The 14,326-nt window shown below is 72.0% G+C and carries 11 protein-coding genes; 5 read left to right on the plus strand and 6 right to left on the minus strand.

Features of this window, described 5'->3' with window-relative positions; translation table 11 throughout:
* Positions 1 to 25: 25 nt before the first annotated feature.
* Positions 26 to 847: a 3-hydroxybutyrate dehydrogenase gene (locus ACYVNR_RS11140; protein ID WP_461048127.1), complete on the minus strand. Its 822-nt coding sequence runs from the start codon at positions 845 to 847 to the stop codon at positions 26 to 28.
* Positions 848 to 1,042: 195 nt separating this feature from the next.
* Here ACYVNR_RS11140 and ACYVNR_RS11145 point away from each other — a divergent pair, with 195 nt between their 5' ends.
* The 3 genes from ACYVNR_RS11145 to ACYVNR_RS11155 all read left to right on the plus strand — a co-directional run bounded on the left by ACYVNR_RS11145 (position 1,043) and on the right by ACYVNR_RS11155 (position 4,268).
* A complete protein-coding gene (locus tag ACYVNR_RS11145) occupies positions 1,043 to 2,593 on the plus strand; it encodes a carboxylesterase/lipase family protein (RefSeq protein WP_461048128.1) in 1,551 nt (516 codons plus the stop codon).
* Positions 2,590 to 3,414: a 2-oxo acid dehydrogenase subunit E2 gene (locus tag ACYVNR_RS11150; RefSeq protein ID WP_461048130.1), complete on the plus strand. Its 825-nt coding sequence runs from the start codon at positions 2,590 to 2,592 to the stop codon at positions 3,412 to 3,414. The genes ACYVNR_RS11145 and ACYVNR_RS11150 overlap by 4 nt, the downstream gene beginning before the upstream one ends.
* 83 nt (positions 3,415 to 3,497) lie before the next feature.
* Positions 3,498 to 4,268 carry a hypothetical protein gene (locus tag ACYVNR_RS11155; RefSeq protein ID WP_461048131.1) on the plus strand — a complete coding sequence of 257 codons (771 nt, stop codon included), beginning with the start codon at positions 3,498 to 3,500 and terminating at the stop codon, positions 4,266 to 4,268.
* A gap of 57 nt (positions 4,269 to 4,325) precedes the next feature.
* Here ACYVNR_RS11155 and ACYVNR_RS11160 read toward each other — a convergent pair whose 3' ends face one another.
* The 5 genes from ACYVNR_RS11160 to ACYVNR_RS11180 form a co-directional block, all read right to left on the minus strand.
* Positions 4,326 to 5,855 (minus strand): helix-turn-helix domain-containing protein, encoded by a 1,530-nt coding sequence (locus tag ACYVNR_RS11160; RefSeq protein WP_461048133.1) that lies wholly within the window; start codon positions 5,853 to 5,855, stop codon positions 4,326 to 4,328.
* 128 nt (positions 5,856 to 5,983) lie between these two features.
* Positions 5,984 to 8,131 carry a 3-hydroxyacyl-CoA dehydrogenase NAD-binding domain-containing protein gene (locus ACYVNR_RS11165; RefSeq protein ID WP_461048135.1) on the minus strand — a complete coding sequence of 716 codons (2,148 nt, stop codon included), beginning with the start codon at positions 8,129 to 8,131 and terminating at the stop codon, positions 5,984 to 5,986.
* The gene (locus ACYVNR_RS11170) at positions 8,128 to 9,369 is read right to left on the minus strand and encodes a thiolase family protein (RefSeq protein WP_045187857.1); all 1,242 of its coding nucleotides are present in this window, start codon (positions 9,367 to 9,369) and stop codon (positions 8,128 to 8,130) included. The genes ACYVNR_RS11165 and ACYVNR_RS11170 overlap by 4 nt, the downstream gene beginning before the upstream one ends.
* 149 nt (positions 9,370 to 9,518) lie before the next feature.
* Positions 9,519 to 10,880 (minus strand): HRDC domain-containing protein, encoded by a 1,362-nt coding sequence (locus ACYVNR_RS11175; RefSeq protein WP_461048137.1) that lies wholly within the window; start codon positions 10,878 to 10,880, stop codon positions 9,519 to 9,521.
* A complete protein-coding gene (locus tag ACYVNR_RS11180) occupies positions 10,877 to 11,461 on the minus strand; it encodes a DUF3000 domain-containing protein (RefSeq protein WP_045187859.1) in 585 nt (194 codons plus the stop codon). The genes ACYVNR_RS11175 and ACYVNR_RS11180 overlap by 4 nt, the downstream gene beginning before the upstream one ends.
* A gap of 95 nt (positions 11,462 to 11,556) precedes the next feature.
* Between ACYVNR_RS11180 and hemE the strand changes: the two genes are divergently transcribed.
* The gene (gene hemE, locus ACYVNR_RS11185; protein WP_045187861.1) at positions 11,557 to 12,609 is read left to right on the plus strand and encodes a uroporphyrinogen decarboxylase; all 1,053 of its coding nucleotides are present in this window, start codon (positions 11,557 to 11,559) and stop codon (positions 12,607 to 12,609) included.
* Positions 12,606 to 14,312: a murein biosynthesis integral membrane protein MurJ gene (gene murJ, locus ACYVNR_RS11190; protein ID WP_461048138.1), complete on the plus strand. Its 1,707-nt coding sequence runs from the start codon at positions 12,606 to 12,608 to the stop codon at positions 14,310 to 14,312. The genes hemE and murJ overlap by 4 nt, the downstream gene beginning before the upstream one ends.
* The last annotated feature ends 14 nt before the right edge of the window (positions 14,313 to 14,326 follow it).

The raw sequence follows: 14,326 nt of genomic DNA on the forward strand, positions 1-14,326 counted from the left end.
CCGATCGGTGGGCGGGAAGGCCGTGTCAGTGCGCGGTCCAGCCGCCGTCCATCGAGAACGAGGTCCCGTTGACCGAGCCGGATGCCGGCCCACACAGGAAGAGGGTCAGCGCGGCGACCTCGTCGGGCTCGACGAGACGCTTGACGGCCACCGGGGCCAGCATGATCTTTTCGACGACCTCGGACTCGGCGATGCCGTGCGTGCGGGCCTGGTCGGCGATCTGCTTCTCGACGAGCGGGGTGCGCACGTAGGCGGGGTTGATGCACGTGGAGGTGACGCCGTGCGGGCCCCCTTCGAGGGCGACGACCTTCGAGAGGCCCTCGAGCCCGTGCTTGGCCGTCACGTAGGCGGACTTGAAGGCGCTGGCCCGCAGGCCGTGCACGCTGGAGATGTTGACGACTCGGCCCCAGCCACGGTCGTACATGTGCGGCAGGCTCTGCCGGATGAGCCGGAACGGCGAGACGAGCATCAGGTCGAGGATGAAGTCGAACCGCTCGAGCGGGAACTCCTCGATCGGGCTGACGTGCTGGATCCCGGCGTTGTTGACGAGGATGTCGACCTCGGTCGGCAGGTCGGCGAGCGCGTCGAGGTCGGCGAGGTCCGCCGTGATGGTCGACAGGGCGGCGCCGTCGGCGAGGGCGGCGAGGCCCTGCTCGTCCCGGTCGACCGCGTGCACCTTGGCGCCGGCACCGGCCAGGGCCCTCGCGACGCTCGCCCCGATGCCGCTCGCGGCGCCGGTCACGAGGGCCGTCCGGCCGGTCAGGTCGATGGGTTCGTTGACCGCCGTGCGGACCCGCGCAGGGGAGTCCGGGGCGGCGTCGCGTGCGTCGGTGCGGGCGTCGGCCATGCGGGAAGACTAGGGAGGGGCCCGGAGGCCACCTGTGTGGTGACCTGACACAAAACCCCCGGTTCCATGTGTCTACCGCTCACGTGGGGGCCGGCCCCTCGGCTCGTGGTCGCCGGGACGTGCCGGGACCGTGCTGGGACCTTGCTGGGACCTTGGCCTCTGGTCGCTCGAAGACCCCCGGCGCACGGTGGACGTGTGGAGAGTGTCGTGTCGACGGCGTACGGGAGGGTGCGCGGCGTCGTGCGTGACGGCGTGCACGCGTTCCTCGGGATCCCGTATGCCGCCGCGCCCGCGGGTGCCGACCGGCTCCGTCCACCGCGCCCCCCGCAGGCGTGGAACGGGGTTCGTGACGCGAGTCGGCCTGGGCCCGAGCCACCCCAGGTGGCACCACCCGCGACGGGCGGCCCGCCGGGCGGCGCGGGTGAGGACTGGCAGGACGTCGGTGCGGCGTTCGAGGCGGTGCACCGGGCGCCCCCGTCGTCCGACTACCTCGACCTCAACCTCTGGACGCCGGACCCCGGCCGAGCCGGGCTGCCGGTCATGGTGTGGATCCAGGGCGGGATGTTCGAGCTCAGCTCGACGGGGGCGTACGACGGTTGGGCGTTCGCCCGCGACGGCGTCGTCTGCGTGGTCATCAACTGGCGACCCGGCGCGGAGGGCTTCCTCTACCTCGACGACGGCGTGGCCGACCTCGGGCTGCTCGACCAGGTGGCAGCACTCGAGTGGGTGCGCGACAACATCGCTCCCTTCGGCGGCGACCCGAACAACGTGACCGTCTTCGGCGAGTCGGCGGGGGCCATGAGCATCGGGTGCCTGCTCGCGATGCCGGCGGCCCGTGGACTCTTCCGCCGCGCGGTGCTGCAGAGCGGCGCCGCCCACCACACGCTGGCGCCGGAGCACGCCCTGAACGTCGGGCAGGACCTCGCCCGGCGGATGGGGGTGCCACCGACCCGTGAGGCCATCGCCGAGGCGGGAGTCGCGCGGCTGCTGGTGGCCCAGGCCGAGCAGAAGGCGGACCTGCTCGCGCACCCCGACCCGGACCGGTGGGGACTGCCGCTGGTCGTGAGCATGATGCCGTGGCAGCCGGTCGTCGACGGGACAGTGCTCCCTGCCCGGCCGATCGACCGCATCGCGGCCGGCTGCGCCCGCGACGTGGACGTCCTCGTCGGCACGAACACCGACGACTGGCGGCTGTGGCTCGTCGTCAGCGGGGCGTTCCCGGGGATCACCGACGAGGTGCTGCTCGGCGACGTGCACACGCACGGCTACCAGAGCCTCGCCGCTTACGGACTCGACGCGGCAGCCCTCGACGCGTACGGGCGGCGCTATCCGGCGGCGGTGCCCGGCGACCTGCTGGCCGCCGTCCAGACCGACTGGTGGATGAGGATCCCGGCCATCCGACTGGCCGACGCGCACGCCGACCACACGTCCACGGCAAGCACCCACATGTACGAGTTCGCCTGGGCGTCGCCCGGACTGGGCGCCGTGCACGCCCTGGAGGTGCCGTTCGTCTTCGACACCGCCCGCAGCGACGCCCCGCTCTTCGGTCCGCTGCTCGGCGCCGACCCGCCTCAACAGCTGGCCCGGACGATGCACTCCGCCTGGGTGGCCTTCGCCGGCCCGGGTGACCCCGGCTGGCCGACCTACGACACCGACCACCGGTCGACCTACCGCCTCGACACCACCTGCACCGTCGTCGACGACCCGCGGGCCTGGGAGCGCGCCCTGTGGGACGGTCTGCGATGACACCGGCGGCGCCCCGACCGGCCGGCTACGTCGTGCGGCGCATCGCCCCGGCGCGCGAGCCGGTGCTCGACAGGCTCGCGGGGGCGAGCCGCCGCTTCCAGGTGCACGCGCTCGTCGAGCTCGACGTCACCCGAGCAGCCCAGCGCATCGCGGACGCGCACGGCACCATCTCGTGGACCGGCTTCGTCATCGGCTCGGTGGCCAGGGCGGTGGCGCTGCACCCGGCGCTCAACGTCCGCAGGGCCGGCCACGACCTCGTCTGCTTCGACCGGGTCGATGTCGGGGTGACGGTGGAGCGGGGCAGCCCCGACCTGCCGGTCCTCGACCTCGCGCTCGTGCCGGCGGCCGACCGGCTCGGCTGTGCCGAGATCACGGCCCTGCTCCACCAGGCCAAGATCGGGCCGCCGCCGACGCACGAGGCCACCCGCGCCGTGGCGGCACTGCTCCGCCTGCCGGCGCCGCTGCGGCGAGCCGGGATCCGTGCCCTCGGAGCGCGGGCGAGCACGGCGGCCCGGTTCGGCCCTGCCGTCGGCGTCACCTCACTCGGGATGTTCGCCCACGCCTGGGGCTGGGCCATCCCCGTCGCCCCGTTGACCGTCATCGTCAGCGTCGGCGGCGTCGTCGAGCGACCCACCGTCGAGAACGGCGCCGTGGTGGCGAGGCCCCACCTGCCGCTCACCGTGACCTTCGACCACGCAGTCGTCGACGGCGCGCCGGCGGCCCGCTTCATCGAGACGTTGCGCGACCTCGTCGAGACCGCCACCGTCCTCCAGGACGGGCTGCCATCCGTTGACCATCTCCGTACCGGTTCCGGGTTGTGACACGGCTCCGAGAGGACGATCGTGGTCGATGGCCGTTCGCGGCTGGCTCGGGGGCCCGACCACCAGATGCAAGGAGTCCGTCGATGCGTTCTCGTGTTCTCTTCTCGGCCCTCGGAGCAGTGGCCCTGGGCATGATGGCCCCTGCTGCCGCGCAGGCCAACCACTCGTGGAACGGCTACCACTGGGCCCGAACCAGCAACCCGTTCACGTTGAAGCTCGGCGACAACGTCACGTCCGCGTGGGATGCGAGCCTCACGGGAGCAAGCAGCGACTGGAGCAGGTCCAGCGTCCTCGACACGACGGTCGTGGCCGGCTCCACCCGCCCGAAGAACTGCCGCCCGACCGCCGGGCGCGTCGAGGTGTGCAACGCGGCCTACGGCAACACCGGGTGGCTCGGGATCGCGTCCATCTCCGTCACGGGCGGCACGCACATCACGCAGGGCACCGTGAAGCTCAACGACACGTACTTCAACACCGCGCAGTACAACACCCCGGCCTGGCGCAACCTTGTCACCTGCCAAGAGGTCGGTCACACGTTCGGGCTCGCCCACCAGGACGAGAACTTCAACAACGCCAACCTCGGCACGTGCATGGACTACACGAACGACCCCAGCACCAACCAGCACCCCAACCAGCATGACTACGACCAGCTGGTCAGCATCTACGCCCACACCGACAGCACGACGACCGTCGGGGCGAGCCTGCCGTCCGGGGCAGCGGCGGCCGCGGCCGGCAACGACGAGCGCAGCTGGGGGCGGCTCGTGGAGGGGTCCCGCTCTGAGGGCCACTCGACACACGTCCGTGACCTGGGCAACGGCAACCTGATCGTCACCACCGTCACCTGGGCTCGCTGAGCCGCACGACGCGGTGGTGCGGGGGCGCCTCTGCTCCACCCCCGCACGGCGGACGGCTCAGATGTCGCGGAAGACCTCGATGGTGGCGCCGAGCGCGTTGAGCCGCTCCGCGAGGTCCTCGTAGCCGCGGTTGATCACGTAGACGTTGCGCAGCACCGACGTGCCGGGCGAGGCGAGCATCGCGAGCAGCACGACGACGCCGGGGCGCAGTGCCGGCGGGCACATGACCTCGGCGGCGCGCCAACGGGTGGGTCCCTCGACGATGACCCGGTGCGGGTCGAGCAGCTGGACGCGCGCGCCGACCTTCGTCAGCTCGGTGAGGTAGATGGCGCGGTTCTCGTAGACCCAGTCGTGGATCATCGTGCTGCCCTCGGCAACGGCCCCGATGAGCGCGAAGAACGGCAGGTTGTCGATGTTGAGGCCGGGGAACGGCATCGGGTGGATCTTGTCGGTCGGCGCCTTGAGCGGGCCGGGGATCGTCGTCAGGTCGACGAGGCGGGTCTTGCCGTTGGCCGACGTGTACTCACCCGTGAGGTTGTACTTCATCCCCATGCCGTCGAGGGTCGCGAGCTCGATCTCGATGAACTCGATCGGCACGCGGCGGATCGTGATCGACGAGTCGGTGACGACGGCGGCCGCGATGAGGCTCATGGCCTCGATGGGGTCCTCGCTGGGGGCGTACTCGACGTCGACGTCGATCTCGGCGAGTCCGGTCACCGTCAGGGTGGTGGTGCCGATGCCCTCGATGCGGACCCCGAGCTTCTCCAGGAAGAAGCAGAGGTCCTGGACCATGTAGTTGGGGCTCGCGTTGCGGATGACGGTCGTGCCGGCGTGGCGGGCCGCGGCCATGAGCACGTTCTCGGTGACCGTGTCGCCGCGCTCGGTGAGCACGATGGCTCGCTCGGGGTTGACCGTCCGGTCGGAGCGCGCCTCGTAGAACCCGTGGGTGGCGGTGACCTCGAGACCGAACGACCGGAGCGCGCTCAGGTGCGGCTCGACGGTGCGGGTGCCGAGGTCGCAGCCGCCGGCATACGGCAGCTGGAAGGACTCGAGCTCGTGCAGGAGCGGGCCGAGGAACATGATGACGGTGCGCGTGCGACGGGCGGCGGCCACGTCGATGTCGTCGAGGTTGAGCTCGGCCGGAGGGATGATCTCGAGGTCGCTGCTGTCGGGCAGCCAGCGGGTGCGCACGCCGATCGAGGCGAGCACCTCGAGGATGCGGTTGACCTCCTCGATGCGGGCGAGGTTGCGCAGCGTGGTGCGACCGCGGTTGAGCAGCGACGCGCAGAGCAGGGCCACGGCGGCGTTCTTGCTCGTCTTGACGTCGATGGAGCCGGTGAGCTTCTGGCCGCCGACGATGCGCAGGTGCTGGGGGCCGGAGTGGCCGACCGAGACGAACTCGGAGTCGAGGGCGTCGCCGATCTTGGCGAGCATGTCGAGGCTGAGGTTCTGCTTGCCCTGCTCGATGCGTGTGACGGCGCTCTGGGAGGTGCCGAGCAGCTCCGCGAGGTCCGACTGGGTCATCCCCTTGTGGCGACGGGCGTCGCGGATGAGGGTTCCGATACGAGTGAGGTAGGTCTTGGGCACGACGTCGAGGCTAACTCATATATGAGATAGGGCAAATCCGCCGCGCGGGACGCGCCGGAACCGCCGAGCGCCACGAACCGGATCGTCCGGTTCGTGGCGCTTCGGCCGTATGCCGTCTGCAGCGTGCGTCAGGCAGGGACGTTCGCGACGCCCGCGGGGAGGAACCGCGACCCCGTCACCGCCTCTGCGACGCCGGTGCGGTCGAGCAGTGGCGTGATGCCGCCGTTCCAGAACTGGAAGCCCGCACCGGTGATCATCGCGAGGTCGATGTCCATCGGCGCCTGGGCGACGCCCTCGTCGAGCATCCGGCGCGCCTCGTCGGCGAGCACCGTGAGCACGCGCTGGCGCACCTGGGCCAGGTCGAGCACGACCGGCTCGGCCGGCTTCTCGATGAGCTCGGCGACCTCGGGGTCGAGCACCGGCCGGCCCGAGCTGAGGTCGTAGAAGCCGCGCTTGCCCGCCGCGACGATGCGCTGGAGCGTCGGAGAGGCGTAGAAGCGGTCGGGGAACGCCCGCACGAGGGTCTCGCCGTTGTGCAGCGCGATCGCCGGACCCACGAGGCCGATGAGCACGAAGGGTGGCATCGGCGCGAGCCCGGCGAACGCGCGGTCGACGACCTCGATCGGGGTGCCCTCGTCGAGGATCTTCGCGGCCTCGCCCATGAAGCGGCCGAGCAGGCGGTTGACGATGAACGACGGCCGGTCCGCGCAACGGATGCACGTCTTCTTCAGCGCCTTCCCCACGGCGAAGGCCGTCGCGAGCGTCGCGTCGTCGGTGCGCTCGCCCGGGATGACCTCGAGCAGCGGCATGACGGCGACCGGGTTGAAGAAGTGGAAGCCGACGACGCGCTCGGGGTGCTCGAGCTTCGACGCCATCTCGGCGATCGACAGGCTCGAGGTGTTCGTCGCGAGCACGCACTCGGGCGAGACGACGGCCTCGACCTCGGCGAAGACCTGCTGCTTCACCGACATCTCCTCGAAGACGGCCTCGATGACGAAGTCGGCGTCGGAGAAGCCGTCCTTGCTCGTCGACCCGGTGACGAGGGCCTTGTAGCGGTTCAGCCTGTCGGGGTTCAGCCGGCCCTTGCCGGCGAGCTTGTCGAGCTCGGCGTGGACGTAGCCGACCCCCTTGGCGACGCGCTCGTCGTCGATGTCGGTGAGCACGACCGGCACCTGTAGGCGCTGGATGAACAGCAGCGCGAGCTGGCTGGCCATGAGGCCGGCGCCGACGATCCCGACCTTCGTCACCGGTCGGGCGAGGGCCTTGTCGGGAGCCCCGGCGGGGCGCTTCGCGCGCTTCTGCACGAGGTCGAAGGCGTAGAGACCCGCGCGCAGCTCGTCGCTCATGAGCAGGTCGGCGAGCACGTCGTCCTCGGCGGCGAAGCCCTCGTCGCGAGTCGCGGTGCGGGCGGCGGCGAGCAGGTCGAGGGCGGCGTACGGGCTCTTGGCCTGGCGGCCGGTCTTGACGTCGGCGAGGCCCTTGGCCTTTGCGATCGCGGCCGCCCACGCCGTCTCGTCGCGGTCCACCTCGGGTCGCTCGACGGTGACCTCGCCCGTGAGCACGCGGGCGGCCCAGGCGACCGACTCCTCGAGGAAGTCGGCGGGCTCGAAGAGCGCGTCGGCCATCCCGAGCTTGTACGCGTCGACGCCCTTGAGCATCCGGTTCTGGCTCAGCGGGTTGTCGACGACGACCGTGAGTGCCTTCTCGATGCCGACGAGGTTGGGCAGCAGCCAGCAGCCGCCCCACCCGGGCACCAGCCCGAGGAAGACCTCGGGCAGCGCGACGGCGGGCACGCCGGCGCTCATCGTCCGGTAGGTGGCCGAGAGCGCGAGCTCGACGCCGCCGCCCATGGCGGCACCGTTGACGAAGGCGAACGTCGGCACCGGCAGGTCAGCGAAGGCCGCGTATGCCGTGTGGCCGGCTCGGGCGATCTCGAGCGCCTGCTCACGCGACTGGATAAACGGCACGCCCGTCAGGTCGGCACCCACCGCGAAGATGAACGGCTTGCCGGTGACCGCGACGGCGGCGATCTCGCCGCGCTCGGCGCGCTCGCGCAGGCGGGCGACCGTCTCGGTGAGGCCGGCGATCGACTGGGGGCCGAAGGTGTTCGGCTTGGTGTGGTCGAAGCCGTTGTCGAGGGTGATGAGCGCCAGGGTGCCGGCGCCGCCGGGCAGCGGCACGTCACGCACGGGCGTGCGCGTGACGACCTCCGACGCGAAGTCGGCTGCGACGGTGGGCTTCTCGGTGCTCTGCTTCTCGGTGGTGGGGGCGCTCACTGGGCGATCTCCTCGGTCGTGCCGGCGGTGGCGGTGGGGGAGTAGTCGGCGTGGTGCGGGTTCTCCCAGATCACGGCGCCGCCCATGCCGATGCCGATGCACATCGCGGTGAGGCCGTAGCGCACCTCGGGGTGCTCCTCGAACTGACGCGCGAGCTGGGTCATGAGGCGCACGCCCGAGCTCGCGAGCGGGTGGCCGGTGGCGATGGCGCCGCCGTACTCGTTGACGCGGGGGTCGTCGTCGGCGATGCCGAAGTGGTCGAGGAAGGCGAGCACCTGCACCGCGAACGCCTCGTTCAGCTCGAAGAGGCCGATGTCCTCGATCGTCAGCCCGGCCTTGGCCAGGGCCTTCTCGGTGGCGGGGACCGGTCCGACGCCCATGACCTCGGGCTCGACCCCGACGAAGGAGTAGGAGACGAGACGCATCCGCACCGGCAGTCCGAGGTCGGTGGCCGCCTGCTCGGAGGCGAGCAGGCAGGCGGTGGCGCCGTCGTTGAGCCCGGCGGCGTTGCCGGCGGTGACGTTGCCGTGGGCGCGGAAGGGTGTCTTGAGCTGGCCCAGGTCGTCGACCGTGGTGCCCGGGCGCGGCGGCTCGTCGGCCGTGGCGATGCCCCAGCCCTGCTCGGCGTGCCGCGTCGCGACAGTGACGAGGTCGCGCTGGATCTTGCCGTCGGCGTACGCCTTGGCGAGCTTGTCCTGGCTGCCGACGGCGAAGGCGTCGGAGCGCTGCTTCGTCAGCTGCGGGAAGCGGTCGTGGAGGTTCTCGGCGGTCTTGCCCATGACGAGCGCGTCGGGGTCGACAATCTTCTCGGCGACGATGCGCGGGTTGGGGTCGACGCCCTCGCCCATGGGGTGGCGCCCCATGTGCTCGACGCCGCCGGCGATCGCGATGTCGTAGGCGCCGAACGCGATGGAGCTCGCGGTGTTGGTGACGGCGGTCATGGCGCCGGCGCACATGCGGTCGACCGAGTAGCCGGGGGTCGTGTTCGGCAGGCCCGAGAGCAGCGCCGCGGTGCGCCCCAGCGTGAGGCCCTGGTCACCGATCTGGGTGGTCGCGGCGATGGCGACCTCCTCGACCTTGTCCTTGGGCAGGTTCGGGTTGCGGTGCAGCAGCTCGCGGATGCACCGGATGACGAGGTCGTCGGCGCGGGTCTGGGCGTACATGCCCTTGTCACCCGCCTTGCCGAACGGCGTGCGGACGCCGTCGACGAAGACGACCTCATTGAGTGCGCGGGGCACGGTGCCTCCAGGGGATCGAGGGTCGGTGGGAGGGCGCTCGGAAGCGCGACGTCCCGATACTACTTCCGGGTAACTTCCGGGCCAACGGGCACTCGGGTGACCATCCTCACGACCGCCCCCACCCTCGGACGGGGGTGTTGCGGCCTGCCTCAGGTGGGCGGGTTCTCGCTGCAGGCCAGCGAGATGAGCGGCGCGGTGATCGTCGTCTGCCACCGGCGAGCGCCGAGCGCGGAGAGCGCCTCCGCGACCTCGGCGGTCGTGGGAGCGGCCGGGCCCTCCCACAGGAAGCGACGCAGCAGGTCCGGGGTCAGCAGGTTCTCGACCGGCACCGACAGCTCCTGCGACACGGCGCCCAGCAGCTCGCGCGCCCGGGCCAGCCGTCCGGCGGCAACAGGGTCACGGTCGGCCCACGCCTTCGGCGGCGGGGGACCGGTCGGGGGCAGCGAGACGACCGGCAGCGCGTCCTCGGATAGCGCCAAGGCCCGGGCGACGACCTCGATGATCGCCTCCTGGTGGCGGCGCACCGACCGCGCCAGGCGGGGCTCGGCGGAGCCCACGGTGCGTGGCGGCTTCGTCGCGCGCTGGTTGGCCAGCGCGATCTCGCTGATGGCGGCGTCGGGGAGCACCCGGCCGGGGGACGTGTCGCGCTGCTGGGCCAGCGCGTCACGCCAGAGCCACAGCTCGCGCACGATGGCGAGCCCGCGCCGGCCGCGCACCTTGTGCATGCCGGACGTGCGGCGCCACGGGTCGACCCGGGGCTCGGGCCCGGTGAAGTCGAGCAGGTGCTCGAACTCCTCGGCGGCCCACGCGGCCTTGCCCTGGGCGGCGAGCTCGGCGGCCACCGCGTCACGGAGGTCGACGAGCACCTCGACGTCGAGAGCGGCATACCGCAGCCAGGGCTCGGGCAGGGGGCGGGCCGACCAGTCGACGGCCGAGTGCTCCTTGGCGAGCTGGAGGCCGAGGTAGTGCTCGACCATGGCGCCGAGGCCCACCCGGGGAAGGCCGGCGAGCCGGCCGCCGAGCTCGGTGTCGAAGAGGGCCTTCGGGCGCAGCCCCACCTCGGCCAGGCACGGCAGGTCCTGGGTGGCGGCGTGGAGGATCCACTCCGCGTCGCCGATGGCCTCGCCGACGGGCGAGAGGTCGGGGCACGCGATGGGGTCGATGAGCCAGGTGCCGGATCCCTCGCGCCGGATCTGGACCAGGTAGGCCTTCTGGCCGTACCGGTAGCCCGAGGCGCGCTCGGCATCGATGCCGACGGGGCCGGTGCCGCGGGCGATGGCCTCGGCCGCCTTCATCAGGTCGCGCTCCTCGACGACGACGTCGGGCACGCCGTCCCGCGGGTGGGTCAACGGGACGAGATCGGACGCGGTGTCGACCGGGCTGTCGATCACAGTGTCGGCCGCGGTGTCGGCCGCGGTGTCGGCCGCGGTGTCGGCCGCGGTGTCGGGCCCCGTGTCGGCGTCGAGATCGGCCTCGAGGTCGGCGGTTGGCGCGTTCGGCTCAGCCGTCACCGGCGCTGCCCCGGGAGGGGGACGACGCCGTCAGGCAGGGGCGGGATGCCGGCGATGGTGCAGAGCATGTCGGCCCAGGCCCGCAGGTGGTCGACGACGTCGCCGGCGACCGGCGTCCACGAGGCGCGGATCTCCATCTCGACGCTCGCCTCGCGGTCGGCCAGGCCGGCGAAGCTCTCGCTGACGACCCGGGTCACCGTGCCGGCCTCGGCCGTCCACGTGAGGCCCCGCTCGGCGAGCGAGTCGGTGAGCCACGACCACCCGACGGCGCCGAGCATGGGGTCGCCGGCGAGCTCGGCCTCGAGCTCGGCGCGGGCGAAGGTGACGACGCGCCACTGGCCGTCCCACGTGTCGGGGGCGGCCGGGTCGTGGAGCAGCACGAAGCGACCGGTCGCGAGGTCCGCCTCGGGGTCGGCCACGTCGATGACGTCGGCGGTCAGCGCGGCGGCATACGGCGCGATGCGGGTCGGGGCCGGCACCTCGGTGAGTCGCACCTCCGAGCGCAGCCGGACGTCTCGCAGGGCGCTGAGCGTCCTCGCGAAGACCGCGCCGTGACTGCCCGGCAACGTTCTCGTGTGCACCAGACGAGGGTATGCCGGAGTCGGGCGATCTGTCCTCAGGGCGCGCCGAGCGCGCGTGGCGCGGACGCCCAGCCGCGGCGTGGCAGGATTGTCCGGTGCCGACCTCTGCCCCGACAGCCACCCGCCAGAGCGACCTCGTGCGGGCCGCCCGCCGTGAGTCGGTCACGCGGACGCCCGTGTGGTTCATGCGGCAGGCCGGCCGTTCGCTGCCCGAGTACCGCGCCGTCCGCAAGGGCATCCCGATGCTCGAGTCGTGCATGCGCCCCGAGCTCGTCACCGAGATCACGCTCCAGCCGGTGCGTCGCCACGGCGTCGACGCGGCGATCTTCTTCAGCGACATCGTCGTGCCGCTCAAGGCGATCGGGGTCGACCTCGACATCGTGCCCGGCGTGGGCCCGGTCGTGGCCCGCCCGATCCGCTCGCGCGCCGACCTCGACCAGCTCGTGCCGCTCACGCCCGACCACGTCCCCTTCATCACCGAGGCCGTGCGGCTGCTCGTCGCCGAGCTCGGCGAGACACCGCTCATCGGCTTCGCCGGGGCACCGTTCACCCTCGCGTCCTACCTCGTCGAGGGCGGCCCCTCGAAGAACCACGAGAAGACGAAGGCCCTCATGCACGGCGACCCCGAGCTGTGGGACGCCCTGTGCGGGCGCCTCGCCCAGATCTCGGGCGAGTTCCTGCGCGTGCAGGCCGAGGCAGGGGCGAGCGCCGTCCAGCTCTTCGACTCCTGGGCCGGGGCCCTGTCCCGCGCCGACTACCAGGCCAGGGCGCTGCCGCACTCCACCGTGGCGCTGGGCGCCGTCGCCGACCTCGACGTGCCGCGCATCCACTTCGGTGTCGGCACCGGGGAGCTGCTCACCCTCATGGGCGAGGCCGGCGCCGACGTCGTCGGCGTCGACTACCGCGTGTCGCTCACCGACGCCATCGAGCGCCTCGGGCCGACGTATGCCGTCCAGGGCAACCTCGACCCCGCCCTGCTCTTCGCGCCGTGGGACGCTCTCGAGCGTCGCGTCCGCGAGATCGTCGAGGAGGGTCGCCGCGCGCCCGGCCACATCTTCAACCTCGGTCACGGGGTGCTGCCCGAGGTCGACCCCGACGTGCTCACCCGGGTCACCGCGCTCGTGCACGAGTGCTCGAGCCGCCCATGACGGCAGCCCCCACCGTGTCCGCGGCACCCTCGGTCGCCCGCTCGAGCCTCACGATGCTCGGCGGGTCGGTGGCGTCCCGCATCCTCGGGGTCGTGCGCAACGCGCTCATCACCGCGATCATCGGGGCGCAGCTGGCGGGTGACGCCTTCTCGCTGGCGAACACGCTGCCCAACGTCCTCTACGTGCTCGCGGCCGGCGGCATCCTCAACGCGGTGCTCATCCCGTCGCTGGCGCGGGCGATGAAGCTCGAGGACGGCGGCCAGGAGTTCACCGACCGCGTCATCACCGTGGCGCTGGCGGGGATGGCCCTCATCACCGTCCTCGTGACGGCCGGGGCCGGCGCGTTCGTGTGGCTCCTCGCCCGCAACAGCTCACCCGACTTCAAGCAGCTGGCGCTCGCGTTCTCGCTCATCTGCCTGCCGCAGATCTTCTTCTACGGCCTGTTCGCCCTGCTCGGCCAGATCCTCAACGCGCGAGGTCGGTTCGGGGCCTTCGCCTGGGCGCCCTTCATCGCCAACGTCGTCGCGGTCGCCGGGCTCCTGCTGTTCATCGTCGTCTTCCCGCAGCACCGCCCGGCGGGTCCGGGCCGCCCCGGTCCGCGTGACCCGGCGGAATGGACCGGCCCGATGATCTGGCTGTTCGCCGGCTCGGCGACGTTGTCGGTCGTCGTCCAGGCACTCTCCCTCGTGCCGGCGCTGCGCCGCACGGGCTTTCGCTACCGGCCCCGCTGGGGGCTGCGGGGCGTGGGTCTCGGCGGCGTGAGCCGCCTGGCACTCTGGGCTTTCGGCGGTCTCGCCGTCTCGCAGGTCGGCTTCTTCATCAGCCAGGGCGTGCTCAACAACGCCACGGCCCATGCCAAGGAGCTGGGGCTGGCCGGCGCCGCCCGCGGGCCGATGGCCTACAGCATCGCCTTCACGCTGTTCATGCTCCCGCACGCCTTCATCACGGTGTCGGTCATCACGTCGCTCTTCCCGCGGTTCTCGGCGGCCGCCGCGGCCGGCGACCGGGCGGGCCTGCGTCGCTACTTCCGCACCGGCCTGACGGTGCCACTCGTCGCCAACGTGCCGGTCATGGTCGCGGTCATCGTGCTGGCCAACCCGATCGTGGCCCTGCTCAACCCAGGGGTGGCGGTCAACGACCCTCGTTCGGTCGACGTGTCGGCCAGCGTGCTCGTCATCATGATCCTCGGGCTCATCCCCTTCGGGCTCGACCTGCTCTGCTACCGCATGTTCTTCGCTCTGGAGGACGGCAAGCCGACCGTGGTCATGCAGGTGCTGCTGACCGGCATCAGTGCCGTCGCGGGCGTCATCACCCTGTTCATCAACCCGGTGTGGGCCATCGGGGTCATGGCGATGGGGCAGACCGTCGGCAACGTCGTCAGCTCGGGCGTCGGTCTCTACCTCCTGCGCCGACGCACCGGTTCGCTGGGCCTCATGAGCGCCGTGGTCACCGCCTCGAGGGTCGGCATCGCGGCGGCCGTGGCGGGGGTCGTGGCGTGGGGCGCCACCCAGGTGCTCGAGCCGATCACGAGCAGCGTCGTCGACTCCTCGTCGTCGACCGCGAAGCGCATGTTCGCCAGCTCGCTGGAGATCGGTCTCGTGGGCCTGGTGTTCCTCGTGATCTACCTGGGCCTCGCGCACGCCATGCGGGTCAAGGAGATCCGTCAGGCGGCCGACATGGTGCGTGGGCGGCTCGGGCGCTAGACCGAGCCGCCCCA

It is taken from the genome of Terrabacter koreensis (genome assembly GCF_054783315.1).

What these genes read in the sequence shown, in the direction of transcription:
- ACYVNR_RS11140 (WP_461048127.1), bottom strand. Translation starts at nt 847, where the DNA reads ATGGCCGACGCCCGCACCGACGCACGCGACGCCGCCCCGGACTCCCCT.
- ACYVNR_RS11150 (WP_461048130.1), top strand. Translation starts at nt 2,590, where the DNA reads ATGACACCGGCGGCGCCCCGACCGGCCGGCTACGTCGTGCGGCGCATC.
- ACYVNR_RS11155 (WP_461048131.1), top strand. Translation starts at nt 3,498, where the DNA reads ATGCGTTCTCGTGTTCTCTTCTCGGCCCTCGGAGCAGTGGCCCTGGGC.
- murJ (WP_461048138.1), top strand. Translation starts at nt 12,606, where the DNA reads ATGACGGCAGCCCCCACCGTGTCCGCGGCACCCTCGGTCGCCCGCTCG.